This is a genomic window from Flavobacterium stagni (assembly GCF_004122105.1).
Classification (GTDB): domain Bacteria; phylum Bacteroidota; class Bacteroidia; order Flavobacteriales; family Flavobacteriaceae; genus Flavobacterium; species Flavobacterium stagni.
Genome location: NZ_SBKN01000005.1, coordinates 53,238 through 71,829, shown reverse-complemented (window position 1 = coordinate 71,829; position 18,592 = coordinate 53,238). Strand labels below are relative to the sequence as shown.

The 18,592-nt window shown below is 40.8% G+C and carries 12 protein-coding genes; 1 reads left to right on the top strand and 11 read right to left on the bottom strand.

The genetic code is table 11. From position 1 onward, the window contains the following. Positions 1 to 170: 170 nt before the first annotated feature. The 9 genes from EQG61_RS09100 to EQG61_RS09060 all read right to left on the bottom strand — a co-directional run bounded on the left by EQG61_RS09100 (position 171) and on the right by EQG61_RS09060 (position 8,496). Positions 171 to 1,475: a biosynthetic peptidoglycan transglycosylase gene (locus EQG61_RS09100; protein WP_129461609.1), complete on the bottom strand. Its 1,305-nt coding sequence runs from the start codon at positions 1,473 to 1,475 to the stop codon at positions 171 to 173. A 188-nt stretch (positions 1,476 to 1,663) separates the two neighbouring features. Beyond that, positions 1,664 to 2,068, bottom strand: a complete 405-nt coding sequence (locus EQG61_RS09095; protein WP_129461608.1) for a hypothetical protein — start codon at positions 2,066 to 2,068, stop codon at positions 1,664 to 1,666. Positions 2,069 to 2,258: 190 nt separating this feature from the next. Further along, complete coding sequence (locus EQG61_RS09090; RefSeq protein ID WP_129461607.1) at positions 2,259 to 3,275, bottom strand: hypothetical protein; 1,017 nt, start codon at positions 3,273 to 3,275, stop codon at positions 2,259 to 2,261. A 303-nt stretch (positions 3,276 to 3,578) separates the two neighbouring features. Next, a complete protein-coding gene (locus tag EQG61_RS09085; protein WP_129461606.1) occupies positions 3,579 to 4,142 on the bottom strand; it encodes a tetratricopeptide repeat protein in 564 nt (187 codons plus the stop codon). After that, complete coding sequence (locus EQG61_RS09080; RefSeq protein ID WP_129461605.1) at positions 4,139 to 4,738, bottom strand: hypothetical protein; 600 nt, start codon at positions 4,736 to 4,738, stop codon at positions 4,139 to 4,141. The genes EQG61_RS09085 and EQG61_RS09080 overlap by 4 nt, the downstream gene beginning before the upstream one ends. 144 nt (positions 4,739 to 4,882) lie before the next feature. Further along, complete coding sequence (locus EQG61_RS09075) at positions 4,883 to 5,647, bottom strand: polysaccharide deacetylase family protein (protein WP_129461604.1); 765 nt, start codon at positions 5,645 to 5,647, stop codon at positions 4,883 to 4,885. Between the two features lie 82 nt (positions 5,648 to 5,729). After that, on the bottom strand, positions 5,730 to 6,263 hold the full coding sequence (locus EQG61_RS09070) for a DUF4136 domain-containing protein (protein WP_129461603.1): 534 nt from the start codon (positions 6,261 to 6,263) through the stop codon (positions 5,730 to 5,732). A 45-nt stretch (positions 6,264 to 6,308) separates the two neighbouring features. After that, positions 6,309 to 8,294 carry a urocanate hydratase gene (locus EQG61_RS09065; protein WP_129461602.1) on the bottom strand — a complete coding sequence of 662 codons (1,986 nt, stop codon included), beginning with the start codon at positions 8,292 to 8,294 and terminating at the stop codon, positions 6,309 to 6,311. Between the two features lies 1 nt (position 8,295). After that, the gene (locus tag EQG61_RS09060) at positions 8,296 to 8,496 is read right to left on the bottom strand and encodes a DUF5522 domain-containing protein (protein WP_129461601.1); all 201 of its coding nucleotides are present in this window, start codon (positions 8,494 to 8,496) and stop codon (positions 8,296 to 8,298) included. 27 nt (positions 8,497 to 8,523) lie between these two features. Here EQG61_RS09060 and EQG61_RS09055 point away from each other — a divergent pair, with 27 nt between their 5' ends. Further along, positions 8,524 to 8,850, top strand: coding sequence for a hypothetical protein (locus EQG61_RS09055; RefSeq protein ID WP_129461600.1), 327 nt, complete (start codon positions 8,524 to 8,526; stop codon positions 8,848 to 8,850). On the opposite strand, the gene EQG61_RS09050 is transcribed toward EQG61_RS09055, so the two are convergent. Both EQG61_RS09050 and EQG61_RS09045 read right to left on the bottom strand, forming a co-directional pair. Beyond that, positions 8,847 to 13,595 (bottom strand): pre-peptidase C-terminal domain-containing protein, encoded by a 4,749-nt coding sequence (locus EQG61_RS09050; RefSeq protein WP_129461599.1) that lies wholly within the window; start codon positions 13,593 to 13,595, stop codon positions 8,847 to 8,849. The two genes, EQG61_RS09055 and EQG61_RS09050, sit on opposite strands and share 4 nt — an antisense overlap. A 157-nt stretch (positions 13,596 to 13,752) precedes the next feature. After that, positions 13,753 to 18,510, bottom strand: coding sequence for a T9SS sorting signal type C domain-containing protein (locus tag EQG61_RS09045; protein WP_164974922.1), 4,758 nt, complete (start codon positions 18,508 to 18,510; stop codon positions 13,753 to 13,755). Positions 18,511 to 18,592: the final 82 nt, after the last annotated feature.

The following is an 18,592-nucleotide window of genomic DNA, read 5'->3' as shown; positions in this document are numbered from 1 at the left end:
GTACTGAAGTGGTTTTGTGATGTTTCTTGGGTTAAGGGAGTGGGGATTGTTGAGGCTACGAAGTCGGGAGACTTCGTGGAGCGGGAGACTTCGGAGATGGTTGAGTTTATTTTAAGTACCACGCGAAAGGATTCGCGCGGTAGCGGGGAATGTGGGGTTGTTGGAAATAGTTATTTTTTTATTTTACCTTGTTCTTTTAATGTCTGATAAATGTTATTGATTTTATTACTGTCCAATGATACAGTTGATTTAGTAATTAAATAGTCAACCCGTTCTTGTCTATAAGTTCCAGAAACGTTTGATAGTCGTTCAACCAGAACAAAGCATTCTTCTGGAGTTAATGCCTTCCTTTTGATATTTCCATAAAAATGTTTAATTGCTTTAGAAAGTCCCATAACACCATAGTCATAGCGAACAGATACAATATATAAATTAATAATTTCGTGTTTAGTAAACTTTCTTTGCAACCAAAGTGCAATCCAAATTTCAAAAAACTTTCGTAAATATTTGTTTTGATTTGAAGGAATAAACAAAGTTCTTGCAAGTTGCATTGTAATTGTCGAACCGCCACTTTCAAGTAAGCGAAATGATTTTCTCAAAGACCTAAATTGGCTAATAATACCCCTAATAATTGCTTTAATTGATATCCCTTGGTTAGAATAAAAAGTTTTGTCTTCAATATCAATGAGTATCGATTTAAGGTTTTCAAAATTTACTTTGAGTCTTGTCATTTCAACTACTTCAAGCTTTGCTCTGTAAATTGTGTATTCGAAGTTGTCGATTAATTTAAACCGAATGATATCAGCTAAGAATCTACCAATATTTAGGAAGCTTGTTTCGTGAGTGTCATTTAAGTTACGTCTGAAAACATATAAGTAAACTATAGTTATTATTAAGTTACCCACCAACCACGGAATTTTAAAAATAATTTTGTCATTAATTAAAATTGGAAAAGCGGGTCTATCAGTTGTAGTTAACCACCAAATTGCATTAACACCAATTGTCAAGACCCAAAATGGCATACTTTGAAACATCAACCAACCATTAAAGTATTTAATTGCATAAGGATTAGTTGCTCCTTCTACACGCCAATTAGGTAGTGTTAAATGAATGTGTCCATAGTCAAGTCCAAGCATAGTTCTTAGAGTTACTACTTTTCTTCCATTGATTGTTATTTTTTTTTGTAAATCCACAAAGTAGCGAAGCAATAATGCCCCAAAAAGAAATATTATAGCCGAAAAGAATAAAGCGTTTTCCTTTATTAGATTTAAAGTCTGACTATTTTCTTTATCTTGTTTGAAAAACAATGGGATTAAGACGGTCACTACAGCTAAAAGAATATTTGTTACTTGTCCATAAACTTTTTCCTGACCGTTTGCAATTTTTTGAGCCTCTTCAAACTCTAATAAAACTACGTCCCGATTTTCAGGTTTAAAAGTGTAGGTCGGATAATATTGTTCTGCTTTACTGTCCAATTTGTTCTATCATTTTATAATTATCGCAAACGTTCCGTGGCTAGGCAATAGTTGCAGAGTTTGCGAAACGAATAATTTCAGTTAAAAATAGAGTTTTTTCGTGAAGTAAAAATGTCAATTTGACTAAGCAACCAGTTTTTGCGGGTAACAGCTGTTAGCGGTTCGTTTTTTATTATTATGAAATTGATTTAATAAATACGACTTATAAATCTCTTTTCTTCTTCACTATTCCATTGAACTTGCCAAACACGTCCGTCAATTTGGTCAAGCAATATCAAATTATATGTGTTTTCTGTTTTGTAAAGGGTAAATCTACCTTTAATTTCATCTACTTCCGGTGTTAATGAAACTGAATTTAAAACTATTTGACCCTCAAACCCATCAGCATTTACACTAAAATGAACTTGCCACATCTTGCCATTACGAGTGTCCAATTTGATATATGTCCAAATATTAGGCGTTGGAAATAATTGGTAAATGGTATTTTCTGCAACTGGTTTTTGTTGGATAGGAATGAGCTGTTTACTTTGACTTTGCGCAAATGAAACGATTGTAAATAGCAAAATAATTAAGGTGAAAAATTTAGGTTTCATGTTTTTTGTGTTTTAGTCGTTCTTTTTTAACGGTTTTTTTAAGCTGACCGCTAACGTTTTGCAGCTACCCGAAGGTGGCGATTTCGGAGCGATTCACTGTCAGCCTAGCACAAACTTTGATAGAAGCACAAAGCTCGATTTAAGCACTGAACCGGCACTTTTGGGTAGGTGCTGTTATGCACAGTAGTTATCATTCTTGTGATTTTGAGGCAGAGTTCTTTATTATCTCGATAATTTTATTCGGAGAGTCACTTTCTCCATCATTATTCAAGTAACCAGTTTGTTGATTTGAAAAAATCGTATGTGTAGCTTCGAGTAATACCGCATTTTTGGTTTGTAAATCTGCACCAGCTGCTTTCGAAAATGTTTCAAAAGTATTCAAAGCGTTTTGTCGATGTTTGTTAAGTATTGAATTGTGTTTATGTGCCTTATAGTTTCGTGTGCATATTGCTAAAGCGTAAAACATAACTGTTAAAATCACAATTTTTGTAATTGTAAAATGAATTAAAAAATGGGCTCCTTCGTCTGATGGTTTAACGTACAGCAAGCCAATACCAACCAACGTAATAGCTATTAAAACTCCAATTGTCCATCTTAACCATTTTTCAGATAAATTCTTATGCTCGTCTGCCTCTTCTTTGAAAATCATATTATGCTGAGCAACACCAACCTCAACAGCTGCTTGCCTAGCTTTACTTAACACATCTTTAATTTCATTTAGATACTTTTCTGAATCTTTTTTGGTCTTTTCTTTTTCCTTTTCTAATTCTGTCAGTGCTTCATTTAATTTTGCTCTTTCTAATGAAAGATCATTGGTATTCAAAAGACTAGTTGTAAGTATTGGAATCGCTGTTGAATAATATGATTCGTATTGATTCTCCAATTGATCAATTAAGCTATCACGTTGTCCAACTGGATTATTTGTCGCTGGATTAAAATTCTTGATTTGGTCAAATACGCTAATTGCATGATCTAATTGTCCATTAAATCCGTTAAGCATTTTATATGGAATTTCATATAACTCAACTGAATTCACTTTCTTAAAAAGGTCTATGATTTTAACAAATAGTTGTTCACCACTCTTGAAACTCAATTGTTGTCCCAACTGTGTTTCTCTAGTTAATTCATCTAAAGAAATTGTTAAGAATTGTTGCAGCTTACTTTTTATTTGATCCGAAAGTTGTTTCTGTTGTTCTAGTGTTGCCATAAATATTTTTAACTTGTTTTGATTCTGGTTCTATTGTGTATAACGTTCGGCTAGTTATGATTTAACTATAAAATTATCTCGCAAATTAAACATTCTTCTACAATCTCTATTAGGATTTTTCCTAGTTTGCAGAAGTATTTTTCCTAGGTTTCAAAAATACGGCGTGGTGGTGGAGTGATTTTACGGGTTTCCGCAAAAGGGGAGAAAAGCTGCTGAGTTGCTGAGCTTCTGAGTTACTGAGTTGGGGTGTGGGTTTTGCAAATGACGTGTCCAAAAGAAAGGTGTGTAGTCCATTGCAATTTCTTAGAAAAGCAGTTGGTAAAAGAGGCATTCTTTTGCGAGTGCCGCTAATGGATAGCTTTTCAGTTCTTCTTCGGTAAGGATAATCGGGGCATAAAAACAAAAAGTATAACCCAAATCGTTGAGGGGCACGCAATAGGTTGCATCAAATTGGGCTGTATCGGGATTCATTTGTACAACTGCTTTTGTAAAGGCGGCTTTCACTTTTTGTAGGCCGTGTTTATTAATCAATGCGACAATCTTCAACGAATCCCGCTCCAAGCAGTTTACGCCAAAACTCGCGCCGTGTGTGGTGTCTAATACTCGCAAGGCATCGTCGTACCGTTTTTCTTGAAGTAAAATTTGTGCTTCAATGAGGTTCATTCGGCTATGGGCCGTTGCCTCAGGGTTGCCGCCATGAAAATCAATTTTTCGGGCGATCTCCAAATAATCACGGGCTTGGGCTAATTTGCCTTGAGCTAACTTTCGTTGGGATTTCTCCATGTAGCTATAGCCTTTTTTCGTGTGGTCTTGACCATGGACGACAAGGCAAAGATGAAGCAAACAGAGCGTAAGGAAAGTTTTCATTTTTTTCTTTTGATAAGCAAATAGGAACCAATGACGATAATGAATACTGCTATACCAATAAGGAGGCCATAAATGATGCGGTTTTTGCGGTTAAGTGCTTCTTTGTATCCAAGGGTAGCGAGACGAACTTGGTGAGCGGTATTGCTTTCGAGTCGCTTAATAACAAGGGGGCCTGTGTCGCTTTGGCTCTTTTGATAGTATTCGGTAAGGATGTTCAAACTGTCTTTCGGGACGTTTTCCAGTAAGCTCGTACGGGAACAAACGGAACAGTAAAGACTGAGTCCGTTTTCATTTGCAAAAATCAAATAGGTCTTTCCCACTTTAAACTCAAAATCACAACTTGCTGCATCTTTACCCAGTAGGGTTCGGTAATTTTGATTGGGTAAAAGTTCCCCTTTGTAGGAGTTCAATATCTTACAGGTGTAACTATTGATTTTTTCGCCATATAGTCCGTAAATTTTGGTTTCTTTTTTTACAATTAAGGCAGAAAACACCTGATCGGCATAGTTCCAATTGGTCGTGTATGACGGGATTTCGGTACAAGAACAAGCTAGAACTTTACCGCTAAACAGAAGGAAAAGAATGAAATATTTCATACGTATTACATTATTAAAAAATGAAAATAGCTAGGCTTGTATATTCTCCATTATTTCTTTAGATAATCGGTTACTACCACGCCCAAAACCTGAAACCTGAAACCTGAAACCTGTAACTTGAAACCTGAAACTTTAAACCTGAAACTAATTAATAAACCCCTCCATCTCCCGCAACGTATAAAACTTCATGTTGTTTAGCTTCATGTAATTGCACACAAATTCGAGGGTTTCGAGTTGGGTTTGGTAGTTGCTCGTCACGTTGTCGACGACATTGTGCGCGCACAGCACGAGGATTTTGTTGTTTTTCTTGGCGTAGTCGAGGAGTTCGAGCAAGTAGTGGTAACTAAAGTGCTTGTGGCTTTTGTCGATGTCAAAGGCATACATAAACTTGGTGCCGCGAAAATAGCACCCTTCCTTCTCGGGTTGGTCCCCGCAAAAGGCGCGTCCACGGATGATGTGGAACCGTTTGGTGAGCGTTGAGTCCAAGGCATCGCTGCGTTCGCCATAGGGATAGGTGAAGGTGGTTACGTTGAACTTACGGCGTTTCATGGCGGCCATCATGGGGTCGATTTCCTGTTGGAGGTAGGCTTGCATTCCGTTTTGATCGACAAACTTGACGGCATTGTAATGGTGGTAGCCATGTCCGGCAATCTCGTGCCCTTCGTTTTGGAGTTGGTGCAACATCCGCTGTTGGGGTTCGCCAATCGAGTCGATGCGGCACACATTGAAAGTGGCTTTCCAGTGGTATTTTTTCAAGACTTGATCGGCGCGGTACCATTCGTTGACGTAGGCATCGTCAAAGGTGATGATGACACCGGCTTCGGGTGGGGTTTCTTTTTTTGAAGTGCACCCCAAGAAGGTGAGGAGGCAGAGGAGTAGGGCTATAGGTGATTGAAGTCGTTGCATCATGGCGAAATATTGGTTCTTAAAAGTACAAAAAAAACCGGCGCAAAGTTTCCCTTGTGCCGGCTGAATTAAAACTATTTTTAACTTATTTTTTCAATTGTGGTGGGTATTGTTCGAGAATTGATTGCACAAACTCCTTGATGTTTTCATCCTTTTTCTCGGTGCGTTTGGTGAGTTCACCTTCCCCAACGCCTTGCCAAATCAATTCTTTGGTTTTAGCGTCAATGATGTTGATGGTGAGTACGCCTTCGGTAAAGCGGTAGGTCGAATTATAGCCGCCGCCCCACATCCAAGGGTTCCAACCCCAACCCCAGCCGAAGCCCCAGTTGTTGTTGTAGACATTCACTTGCTCTTTTTCTTTGGTGAAAAAGGACACCAATACATCGGGGGTTTCACTTTTGGAAAACCCTTTGGTTTGCATCGTTTCATCGATGGAGCGCAAAATCCGGCGTTTGTCCAAGTCGGATATCTCCGCTTTATCAATCACCGATTTTTGGTAAGCATACGTTTTGTATTGCTCAAATTTCACGTTCTGATCGTAGTCGGTATTGACACGAACAGCACTACAGGACGTTAAGAGTAACGTCAAAACTGCGGATAATAAAAAAAGTTTTTTCATAACAATTGGTATTAAGAGTGCAGCTTCTTTCGGAGTGGAAATCGGCTACAACAAGGTTTCGTCCACCAAATTGGGAAGGGTTACTTTTAAAAGCGGTTCCACTTCCATTGCGCGTTTGATTGCGAAAATAGCGCCTTCGTTTCGGGCCCAACTGCGGCGGGAAATTCCGTTATTCACGTCCCAGAACAGCATGGATTTCAGGCGTCTATCACTGTCGGCAGTTCCATCAAGAACCATACCAAAACCGCCGTTCATCACTTCGCCCCAACCAACACCTCCACCGTTGTGAATCGACACCCAAGTCGCCCCACGGAAGCTATCGCCAATCACGTTGTGAATCGCCATATCCGAGGTAAAACGGGAACCGTCATAAATGTTGGACGTTTCGCGGTAGGGAGAGTCCGTTCCCGACACATCGTGGTGATCGCGGCCTAAAATCACGTAGCCAATTTCGCCACGGGCAATCGCTTGGTTAAAGGCTTCGGCAATTTTCATGCGGCCTTCGGCATCGGCATACAGGATGCGGGCTTGCGAACCGACCACTAATTTATTTTCTTGGGCCCCTTTGATCCATTGGATGTTGTCGGCCATTTGTTGGCGAATTTCCTCAGGAGCGGTTTCCATTATTTTTTCTAAAACGGCACAAGCAATCGCGTCGGTTTTCTTCAAATCTTCGGGATCACCGGAAGCACACACCCATCGGAAGGGTCCGAATCCATAATCAAAACACATCGGTCCCATAATGTCTTGAACATAACTTGGGAATTTAAACTCGCGGCCCAACGTAGGATGATCGTTCATCACATCGGCACCGGCACGAGAAGCTTCGAGTAAGAAAGCATTCCCGTAATCAAAGAAATACGTGCCTTTGGCGGTGTGTTTATTGATGGCTGCAGCATGACGGCGCAAGGTTTTTTGGACTTCCTCGCGGAACTTTTCAGGATGGTTGGCCATCAAGTCGTTGGATTCCTCAAAACTGTATCCCATCGGGTAGTAGCCACCCGCCCACGGATTGTGCAGCGAGGTTTGGTCAGAACCCAAGTCGATATGCAGGTTTTCTTCATCAAATCGTTCCCATACGTCTACAATATTCCCGAGGTAAGCGATAGAGACCACTTCTTTGGTTTCTTGGGCTTTGCGAACGCGAGTGACGAGTGCGTCAATATTTTCGATAATCTCATGGATCCAGCCTTGTTCGTGACGGATGCGGGTGATTTTGGGATTCACTTCGGCACAAACCGTGATACATCCGGCAATGGTTCCCGCTTTGGGTTGCGCGCCACTCATCCCGCCAAGACCTGAGGTGACAAAAAGGTTGCCTGTCGGACTCTTTTTGATTTTTCGGAAGCCGTTGAGTACGGTGATGGTGGTACCATGCACGATACCTTGGGGTCCGATGTACATGTAACTCCCTGCAGTCATTTGCCCGTATTGGGTAACGCCTAGGGCATTAAATTTTTCCCAATCATCGGGTTTGGAGTAGTTCGGGATCATCATTCCGTTGGTCACGACCACGCGTGGTGCGTCTTTGTGTGACGGGAAGAGTCCCATAGGGTGACCCGAATACATGACGAGCGTTTGTTCGTCCGTCATTTCGGATAAGTATTTCATAGTAAGGCGGTATTGGGCCCAGTTTTGGAACACAGCACCGTTTCCACCATAGGTAATTAATTCGTGCGGGTGTTGCGCCACGGCATAATCCAAGTTGTTTTGAATCATGAGCATGATGGCTTTGGCTTGCTCGCTTTTTCCGGGGTATTCCGAAATGGGTCGGGCATACATGCGGTAATCGGGGCGAAGGCGGTACATGTAAATACGGCCGTAGGTTTCGAGCTCCTGTTTGAACTCCGGAATGAGTTCGGCATGTTGGTGCGGTTCAAAATAGCGTAATGCATTTTTAAGCGCTAATTTTTTTTCTTCTTCGGTCAGGATTTCCTTGCGTTTGGGCGCATGGTTAATTTGCGGTTCGTACGCTTTGGGTTGGGGCAGTACTGCCGGAATTCCTTCGCGTATTTGTTCGTGAAAAGTCATTTTAGTTGTTGGGTTTGTTGGTTTGTTTGGTACGAATGGTGCCGGTGCTTTTGTCAAAGCCGTAGGGGCAATGGCGGCAACCGGATTTGCAACAGTATCCGCGTTTCAAGTGGTAATGTTCGGTAAATACGCGATATCCTTCGGGACTCAGGTAATAATCGACACCTTCCACAAGATTATTCGGATTCAATTGGTCATTCATAACCACAAAATTAACAACTTTGCAGGAATGAAAGTCATCGTTTCCAAATATTTAACGCCTGTTGGATTTCGTGCCCTCACGATTTATCCCTTTGTGATTCTTCGCAATGCCAAAGATGCGGAGGACAGCGTATTGATCAACCATGAAAAAATCCATTTGCGGCAGCAGCTGGAGTTGTTGTGGGTGTTTTTTTTCGTATGGTACGGTGTGGAGTTTTTGGTGCATTGGATGCGGTTAAACAATAAATATGCGGCTTATAAGGCGATTTCCTTTGAAAAAGAAGCCTATCAAAACGAAAAAGACCTTCACTATTTGAAGCGAAGGTCTTTTTGGAATTTTTTGTGTTTTTATTAGAAAATAATTTTATCAGTGGTTACAGTGCCGTTGGCCAATTGGGTTTGAATGATCAACGGAACCTTTTTCTTGGGTGTATTGATTAATTCCACCGAATATTCGTTATTACCTTCAAAAGTCCCTAGCACACGGCCCAATAGATCCCTAACGGTGATGGTTTCAATCGGAATGGTGGTGGATTGCACCGTAATCGTTTCGTTAGTTACGATGGCGATTTCATTGGATAGGGTGCTTTCTTCTTGGCGTAAATTATAATCATAGATGATGATGAATCGGTTGGTTCGGGTACCGGTGGTGCTGTAAAAACGGTAGGGTCCACTTTTTAAATTGTGGATGATATTCAAATCCTTATCGCGGATGTAAATATTCTGACTTTGGAACATACCATCCACAGCGGCTAAGGCAATGTTATAGAAACCAGCCGATGGCGTTACGATACCCACTGGGACTTCATCCATAGAGTTAAAGGGAAGTGCCCGACCTTGAATTTGGAATTTATCGGTTCCAATAAGTGTAAAAATACTCATGGCGCCTGTGGTTAGGGTATTGCTGTCAAAGAAATTATCTTTTCCTTGCGTTGCTCCTTGAACGTAGCCCACCAATGTGCGGTCAGAAACCAGATTGCTGTTAACGATATCCAACCAGAAACGGTGGCGTTCGATATTTACATTTACTGGCGGTTCGATAATATAATCGGAAGAACGGTAAAAGTTACTGTTGTCATATGTATTGCTGCGTAAACCATTGTTGAAAGTTACCACATCACTAGTTGCGGGTCCGTCAATCATTTGTACAAAGAACCCTTGTCCGGCGCCAATGAAATAATCACTGGATGCGGCGGGACAACAACTTGTACCTGTAAAGTTATAGGTCAAATAATCCCCAGGTGAATAGTTGTATTGGTAGGTGTTGTAAAACGGACTCGCGATTTGGGAAGGTAGGGTTCCGTGGGTCCAAATCTTGATATTCCCCATAATTTTTGTTCGGTTGTTGAACAAAAATTGGCTGGCGCGAATAGAGGAAGGATAGGGGTTGCCTAGCAAATTCCAGTTGTCGCTATAGTTGTTGATTTCAGTGCCATTGGTTCCAGCATGATACGCAGTATTGGTGTCCGAACCTCTTGAGATGGCTGCTGTAATGGTACCATTATTGGGTACGCCAGTAAAAGTATTCACCAATAATGAGGCTGTTGTGTTGTTAAACGAATCGGGACCGCGAGCGATATAACCACGCGCTGGTGACATGGTATTGCCAACGGCCATTTCCCAGTTGCCTTGACCACCGTTGGTATTGGCAATCGTTGGATTCCAACGCCAAATATAGCCAGTGGTTGTGGGGGCGCCGATATTGTTGGTATTGAATCCAGCTACGGGAGACGACCAATACACATAATCGAATTTACGGATGAGTGCATTACGGGTATAGTTGATATTTCCGGTATTGGCTACATTATTGATTTGAACTAAACTAGCATTGTTTTGAATGTTAAATGTTGCTGTTGGTTCGACAGTAATCCAGTCTGTAACCGTAATTGAATTATTGGAGACAACGGTTAGTGTTGCACCATTTTGAATAATTAAGTTGCCTGCATACGCTTGGTAATTGCTGCCAGAAATAATAGGGTTGTTAGTTGTTACAGGTATGATTACACAATCGTCATAATCGGGTATAGAAGTGTTTGGTGTCCAGTTATTTGGTTTGTTCCAATCTGTATCAACGGATCCATTCCATGAGCGGAAGTGGTCGACATTAACAGTGGTATCATCCAAGACATCCATTACGGCTCCGTTACAAAACGTATAGCGGATACGTGCTGTGTATGTAGTTGTCGCGGTTGGACACACATTTATTGTAGGAGTTGTGCCAACAACAGGACCCGATGTTCCCGCGCCTTCAAACCAAGTTACGGTAGTGATGGAAGGACCTGCAGGCATAAAACGCCATGCTTCATTGGTGGTGGTCCAGTCGGCGTCTAATGAGTTACGATTAGGAGCCACTACGGCTTGAGTTGCGGTATTGTTTTGAATTCCGATAACTGCATTTCCGCTATTCCATGTTGGACATACCCGTTTTTCACGTACGTAAACATCGATGATATTGGTGTTTTCGTACAGTACAATCATCCCCGTGTAAAGTAAATTATTACAAGAAGAAGAAAACATGGGAACATCATTCCATCCAATAACCATAGCGCGACAACCGGAAGGCATCGTAACCAATTCCCAACCCACTTCTCCACCTTTACTGGGGTCAATATCGTGATAAACACCAAAAATGGAATTTAAGAAGAGTGAGGTGCTGGGTAGGTTATTGCTGAATGACCAGTTGTTGTAACCGCCTGGGGTATTGTTTGTGGTATTAAAAGAAACTACTCCGTTCGACCCGATAATTAAATTACTATAGGTATTTCCATAGAAGCAAAAATTAAAAGGCAAAGTGATGAGCCCAGACCACACATCATCTACATTGATACTGATGGAATTAGCCAAACAGCCATATTGATAAGGAGGCGCGTAAGGAATAGATGAAACGGTATACGTTGAAGTATTGCCTAAATCCTTGTAAGTGGCCTCTAAGGTTGTACAAGAAGAAGTTCCACAAACGGTGATAGGTGCAGGGTCACTACCATTTAAGCCTAAACCACCGGCAACATTGGTTGGACAGCCGGTTGAATTATTGCCATTGCCGCTACCAGGAACACAAGGAGTAGTTACACAAATCGAGAACGTACCTTGACCCGCTCCTGAAGAAAAACTATAGACACGAACATAGTAAATTGTGCCGATTGTTAATCCGGTTAGCGTAATTCCTTCGTTTAATGTTCCAGTGGTTGCATTCACGCAGTTCATTGAAGTTAAGCTACCACAAGAGCCGCTAAAAATTTCCAACACGACATTAGTCATTGAACCGGGTGTAACTGTAACTCTGTGATTAGTATCGTAGGCTTCGAAAGTAAACCAAACATCGTCATCAGCAGTACCTGCACAACCAGTCATGGATGAAGTTGCTCCAGAAGTTGTGCCATTAGTAGGAATTGTACAGGTTGTTGTTGGGTTTACGGCTAATGCAATTGCATTGGCACAATCATCGTTGGAAGGTGGGCCGGGAGTGGTCACGCAAATTCCGAAAGTACCGTTATTATCGTTTCCATATTCCCAAAAACGAACATAGATAGTAGCGCCGGGTGTGAGTCCCGTTGCCGTTAGTGAGGGCATGAGTCCGTTGGCACTCGAGTCGTCATCACAGGAAAGTAAATTCAATCCGCCGCAATTACCTGTGTAAATAGCCATACCGCCATCGGTTAAACTACCGGTTTGCGTATCAATGGTTACGATTCCTGTTGAAGGTACAATAATTTTGAACCAAACATCGCCACCTGAATAACTCGCACATCCTGGAGCGGGTACTCCAGAACTTGCAGTTGTTCCCGCATTCGTGTAGGTTACATAGTTGCAAAGTGAAGTTACTGGAAGTGTGATGGCGCCTGCACAATCATCATTTACAGGGGCAGGCACAGGGCAGTTAATAGTAAAACTTACCGAGCCTCCTGTCGAACTTTCAGGGTCGAGTAAAAGGTAATATTGAGTGCCTGCGGTAAGTGCAAAATTAGCGCTTGTTGCTGCGCCCGTTAAATCATCGATACAGGTCCAACCGGTACTGCTACATCCTCCCGATACCGCTTTAAATTGATAGTCGATATAATCAAAAGAGGCTGATTGAATGATGGAATAATTGCCTGAGACCGAAGGGGTAAATGTGTAAATAATTTCTTTTCCGGGTGTAGTAAAACCACAAGCGGAAGTGCTGTAAGAGCCATTTCCGGCTGCAAGGGTTGCAGTAGTTGACACCCCACACGCACTGATGTCCGTAATGCTACTGCATGGATTGTAGGCAGGTGTACAAGAACGAGAAATGGTGAAGTTTCCTGTAGTTGTCCCTGTGGTATAGTAGGCAATATACACATAATAATTTACGCCAACTGAAGTAACAAAAGTATAGGTTTCTGTACCTCCAGATAAACCAACATCCTGACAAGTTAAGTTTGTAAAACTTCCGCAAGAACCACTTGAAATAGACATTTCATGATCGTATCCTGAAGCAGCTGTGGTAGAAATAGTCGTTTCTTGTCCATCGCCTGTAAAACTGTACCAAACACCGTTGTTGCTTAGGGTACATCCGGTACCATTGTTGATTGTTCCAGTAGTGTTTACGGTAGTGCCCGATAGGGTAGCGCCACAGTTCAAAGGTGTTGCAGTGGTACACGCATAATTGGAAGGCGGATTGGTAACACAAAGGCTGGATAGCGTCATGTTTCCACTGGTTCCTACATTCAATACTTTGATGTAATAGGTGCCATTTCCAAGTGATGTGATAATGCTCTCTGTTTGGGCAGAGTTATTATTTGTACTGGCATTAGCGCAATTAATCTGACTCAATCCTGAGCATGCACTCGTTTCAGAAATTAATTGTAATGCGAGATTGTAATTCGTAGAGACTGCCGTTATGGCAATAGGTTGTGTGCCGCCTGAAACTGTGAATTTGTACCAACGTTCTCTTCGAAACGAACCTGTTGCACACGGGCCAGAGAAAACGGGAGCTGTAGCAACATTATCATTGACTGTTCCCGATAGACATGAACCGTTGATTGAAATTGCAATTGCAGAGGCACAATCACTCTGTGCGTTTAAAGAAGAAACGTTAAGGCATAGGAATAGTATTCCGATTAGGGCGTAAATGTTTTTCATGTGTTTTTGTTTCTATTCGTGTTTCTACTACAAAATTTAGTAAAAAAAAACGACTTTTAACAGAAACTCGACAAACGGTTATAATTTCAGACTAAGTACAAAAAAATGAAGCCCCTGCTGGTGCAGAGGCTTCATTATTAACAATTTAAGTAAGGTGTTAATATATAATTTTTTCCGTTTTATAATCGCCATTCGCCAATTTTACTTGTACGATTAAAGGTTGGTTATTTCTAGGGATTGAGTTGATTGTAAATTCATTTTCTTTAATACCTTCAAATCTTCCCAATGTTCTACCTAATGTATCAAAAACGGTTATCTCTTCGATAGATTGTAGTGTGTTTTGTACTTCAATGTTTTCTTTTGCAATCACATACAATTCATCGTTTACATTCATTTTAAGTGTCGTACTCGGTTGCGTGTTATAGATGATGATGAATCGATTCAATCGAGTGCCCGCATTGCCATAGAAACGGTAGGGACCAACTCGTAAATCATGAATAATGTTCAAATCTTTATCTTTAATATAAATTGCTTGGTTTTGGAACATTCCGTCAACAGCTGCTAAAGCAATATTATAGAAACCAGTACTTGGGATATGCACTCCTACTGCAACTTCATCATTAATGTTGAAGGGTAGGGAACGACCTTGGATTTGGAATTTTTCAGTTCCAATCATCGTGAAGATAGCCATGTTTCCAGAAACCATCGTATTGCTATCAAAGAAATTGTCGTTGCCATTGGTTGCCGTTTGAACATAACCTACAAGCGTACGATCAGAAACCATATTCGAATTAACTAAGTCCAACCAAAAACGGTGACGTTCTAAATTGACGTTAGCTATTTCAGCATTGATATTTGATGATGTTCTATAAAATGTGGTATTGGCATACGTGTGATTACGTAATGAGTTATCAAACAATAATGTATTCGTAGCCGCTGGTCCGTCAATCATTTGAACAAAAAATCCTTGTCCTGCTCCAATAAAATAATCGTCTGACATAGCTGGACAACAACTAGTTCCTGTGAAATTATACGTTAGATAATCACTTGGGTTGTAATTGTATTGGTACGTGTTATAGAACGGACTAGCAATGGCTGAAGGCAAGTTGCCGTGTGTCCAAACTTTAATGTTACCAAGGATTTTAGAACGGTTATTGAACAAAAATTGGCTCGCACGAATCGCAGAAGGATAAGGGTTCCCCACTAAGTTCCAGTTGTCACTGTAGTTGGTAATTTCACTTCCATTCGTTCCCGTATGGTAAGCAGTGTTAATATCCGATCCACGAGCAATGGTGTAAGAGATATTTCCGTTATTTGGTACACCCGTAAACGTTGTACTTAATGAAAGCGGTACAGCATTACCAAAGGAATTAGGTCCACGCACAATATATCCACGTCCAAGAGTCATTGTATTACCTAAAGCAAATTCCCAGTTTCCTTGTCCACCATTGGTATTGGCAATGGTTGGATTCCATTTCCAGATATAACTTGAAGTTGTAGGTGCGCCGATATTGCTAACATTGAAATTCGCAACAGGGGATGACCAATAGACATAATCATAACCACGAATCGATACGTTTCGCTTGTAATTAACATTACCGGTATTGGCGACATTGTCAATTTGTACTAAGCTTCCTCCGTTTTCAACGGTAAAAGTTGCACTAGGTTCAATGGTTATGGTGTTTTTTACTGTTAAACTATTGTTTGCGTCAATTGTTAAGGCAGCACCATTGTATACAATAAGATTTTTAGCCTCCGCAAATGATTCTGTTTCAGAAATTAAAGGGTTGTTTGGCGTAACGGGTACCATAACACAATCATCCAAGGTAGGAATAGCATTGTCTGGCGACCAGTTGTTTTGATCATACCAATCTGTACTTACTGATCCGTTCCATGTTTTGCGATCCAGAACACTTACGGTGGTATCATCTGTAACTTCTAAAACAGCACCATTACAGAATGTATAAGTAACTTTAGCTGTGTAAGTTGTTGTTGCCACAGGACAAACGTTAATAGTATTAGTTGTTCCCACAACAGGACCGCTAGTACCCACACCTTCATACCAAGTAATGGTTGAAATTGACGCTCCGGAAGGAGTAAATCTCCAAGCCTCATCCATAGTATTCCAATCGGCACTTAAAGAATTGCGATTAGGTGCAACTACTGCTGCAGTCCCCGTTGCATTTTGAATTCCGATAAGAGCATTCCCAGAGTTCCACGAAGCACAAGTATTTTTTTCTTTCACATATACATCAATGATGTTGGAATTTTCATACAATACAATCATACCTGTATATAACAAGTTGTTACAAGTTGTTGAATACATAGGAACATCTTTCCATCCAATAACCATGGCTCTACATCCTGAAGGTAAAGTGATTAATTCCCATCCTACTTCACCACCTTTACTTGGGTCAATGTCGTGATATACCCCAAAAATGGTATTCAGGAACATCGCATTAGAGGGTAAGTTTGTGTTGAAACTCCATTGACTATATCCGCCTGGAGTATTGTTTACTGTGTCAAATGAAACGGTACCATTGGAACCAATAATCACTTGGTTGTAATTGTTGCCATAATAGCAGAAGTTGAAAGGTAATGAAATGTTGTTTGACCAAACATCATCCACATAAACACTGATTGAATTGGCTAAACAACCAAATTGATAAGGTGGTTGGTATGCAATATTTTGGACAGTATAGTTAGTTGTTGTTCCTAACGCAGTATAGTTAGCTTCAAGCGTTGAGCAAGTTGAAGTACCACATCCTGTTACAGGAGCTGGATCAACCCCACCTGAACCTTGTGCACCAACAACAGCAGCAACACAACCGTTGGAATTGGTTCCAATCCCATTACCTAAAATACAAGGTGTTGCTACACAGATGTTGAAATCACCTTGTGATGAACCTGAACTGAAACTGTAAACTCGAATATAATAGGTTGCTCCAATCGTCAACCCTGTTAATGTTGTCGTTTCTGGAGTAGAAGCAGTTGTATTATTAATACAGGCTAAACTTGTTAAAGAAGCACACGTTCCACTATATACTTGAAAAACAGCATTTCCTAAAGTAGTTGGAGTAACCGTTACAATATGACTATCTTCTTTAGCTACAAAACGAAACCAAACATCATCATCTGCTGTTCCTGAACATCCGGCAGAAGATAGTGTTGCTCCAGCGGTTGTTGAATCAACAGAGAACGTACAATTGATTGTTGGGTTTACATTTATTGTAGTTGCCCCTGAACAGTTGTCATTTCCGGGTACTGGTGGTGTTGAAACACAAATTCCAAATGTTCCCGCTTCATTATTGCCTTCATCCCAAATGCGGATATATACAGTTGTTCCTGCTGCTAGTCCAGTTGCGTACAAATAGGGCATAGCACCATTCGAACTGGAATCATCGTCACAAGAATGTAAATTTAAAGTCCCGCATGAACCGGTATATAATGCCATACCTAAATTTGACAAAGTACCAGTTTGTGTATCAATGCTAATAATGCCTGAAGAAGGTACGACAACACGATACCAAATATCGCCACCCATGTAATTACCACAAGAAGGTGCCGCTACAGCGCTATTTGTTGCACTAACAAGTGTATAGTTTGAAAAAGTACAGGTCGAGTTAACTGTCAAGGCGATTGCTCCAGCACATTCATCATTAGCAGGTGCAGAAGGCGGACAATTTACAGTGAAATTTACGCTACCCCCTGTTGTACTATTTGTGTCTAAAATGAAATAATACTGCGTTCCAGCAATCAAAGAAAAATAGCCAGAAGTTGCAGCACCATTATATGCACCGATACAGGTTAGCCCCGTTGTATTACATCCACCAGATGCCGTTTTGAAACCATAATTAATGGTTGAGAATGAAGAAGTTTGATTGATGCTGTAATAGCCACTTGTAGTGGGTGTGAAACTGTAAATTAATTCACGTCCAGCTGTTGTATTTCCACAGGCTGATGTTGCATAGATGCCATTACCAGCACTTATTGTACCTGAATTTGCAACGCCACAAGAAGTTATGTTCGTTATTGTGCTACAGGGATTGTAGATGGGAGCACAAGTTCTTGAAATCGTAAAAGCACCCGTAGTTGACCCTATGGCATTCGACGCTACATATACATAATAATTGACACCGGATGTTGTATTAAAAATATAGGTTTCGGTTCCTCCTGCTACTGCTAGATCTTGACATGCAATATTTGTTAAACTGCCACATGAACCACTTACGATGGCCATCTCATGATTAAAGCCTGTAATGGCAGTGGTGCTTATAGTTGTTTCTTGTCCATCTCCAACAAAAGAATACCACACTCCGTTATTACTCATTGTACAACCCGTATTGTGATTTGTTGCTCCAGTAGTACCATAAGTACTTCCAGGTAAAGCAGAAGTTCCACAAGGTAAATTTGTAGCTGTTGCACAAGTAATATTGGTAGGCGTAGGTCCAGTAATACATAAATTCGTCAAATTCATATTGTTATTGCTACCAACATTTAAAACTTTAACGTAATATATCCCAGGAGTTAGTGATTGAGTGATTGATTCCGAGTGCGCACTGTCCGTATCTGTTGCATTGGCACAAGCAATTTGTGTTAATCCAGTACAACTAGAAGTAGATGAAATGAGCATCAAAGCCAAGTTTCGGTTACTTGCAGTAGCAGAAATTGTAATTGTCTGCGTAGATCCAGAAACTGTAAAAGAATACCATCGTTCTCTTCTAAACGTACCTGGACAAGTGCTGTAATTTGGGGTGTTTTGAGTGTTATCACTCACCGTACCCGAAACACATGGTCCGTTAATGTACAGCGTTTGGGCTGTTGCACAAGTGGTTTGGGCTTTTGATACAACTGCTGTAAGTAAAAGGAAGAAAAAGAATATTCTATTCCAAGGGTGAAGTAGTTCTTTTTTCATGTCTTTAAGATTTGAAGTTTTTGATTTAGGGTTTTGGAATTTTTTCATTTTGCGATGAAAAGAGTTCCTTTGATTTGATTTT

Coding starts and splice junctions, on each gene's coding strand:
- EQG61_RS09085 (WP_129461606.1), bottom strand. CDS start 4,142: ATGAAAACTTTCCTTACGCTCTGTTTGCTTCATCTTTGCCTTGTCGTC.
- EQG61_RS09065 (WP_129461602.1), bottom strand. CDS start 8,294: ATGACTTTTCACGAACAAATACGCGAAGGAATTCCGGCAGTACTGCCC.
- EQG61_RS09080 (WP_129461605.1), bottom strand. CDS start 4,738: ATGAAATATTTCATTCTTTTCCTTCTGTTTAGCGGTAAAGTTCTAGCT.
- EQG61_RS09095 (WP_129461608.1), bottom strand. CDS start 2,068: ATGAAACCTAAATTTTTCACCTTAATTATTTTGCTATTTACAATCGTT.
- EQG61_RS09055 (WP_129461600.1), top strand. CDS start 8,524: ATGAAAGTCATCGTTTCCAAATATTTAACGCCTGTTGGATTTCGTGCC.
- EQG61_RS09090 (WP_129461607.1), bottom strand. CDS start 3,275: ATGGCAACACTAGAACAACAGAAACAACTTTCGGATCAAATAAAAAGT.
- EQG61_RS09075 (WP_129461604.1), bottom strand. CDS start 5,647: ATGATGCAACGACTTCAATCACCTATAGCCCTACTCCTCTGCCTCCTC.
- EQG61_RS09060 (WP_129461601.1), bottom strand. CDS start 8,496: ATGAATGACCAATTGAATCCGAATAATCTTGTGGAAGGTGTCGATTAT.
- EQG61_RS09070 (WP_129461603.1), bottom strand. CDS start 6,263: ATGAAAAAACTTTTTTTATTATCCGCAGTTTTGACGTTACTCTTAACG.
- EQG61_RS09045 (WP_164974922.1), bottom strand. CDS start 18,510: ATGAAAAAAGAACTACTTCACCCTTGGAATAGAATATTCTTTTTCTTC.
- EQG61_RS09050 (WP_129461599.1), bottom strand. CDS start 13,595: ATGAAAAACATTTACGCCCTAATCGGAATACTATTCCTATGCCTTAAC.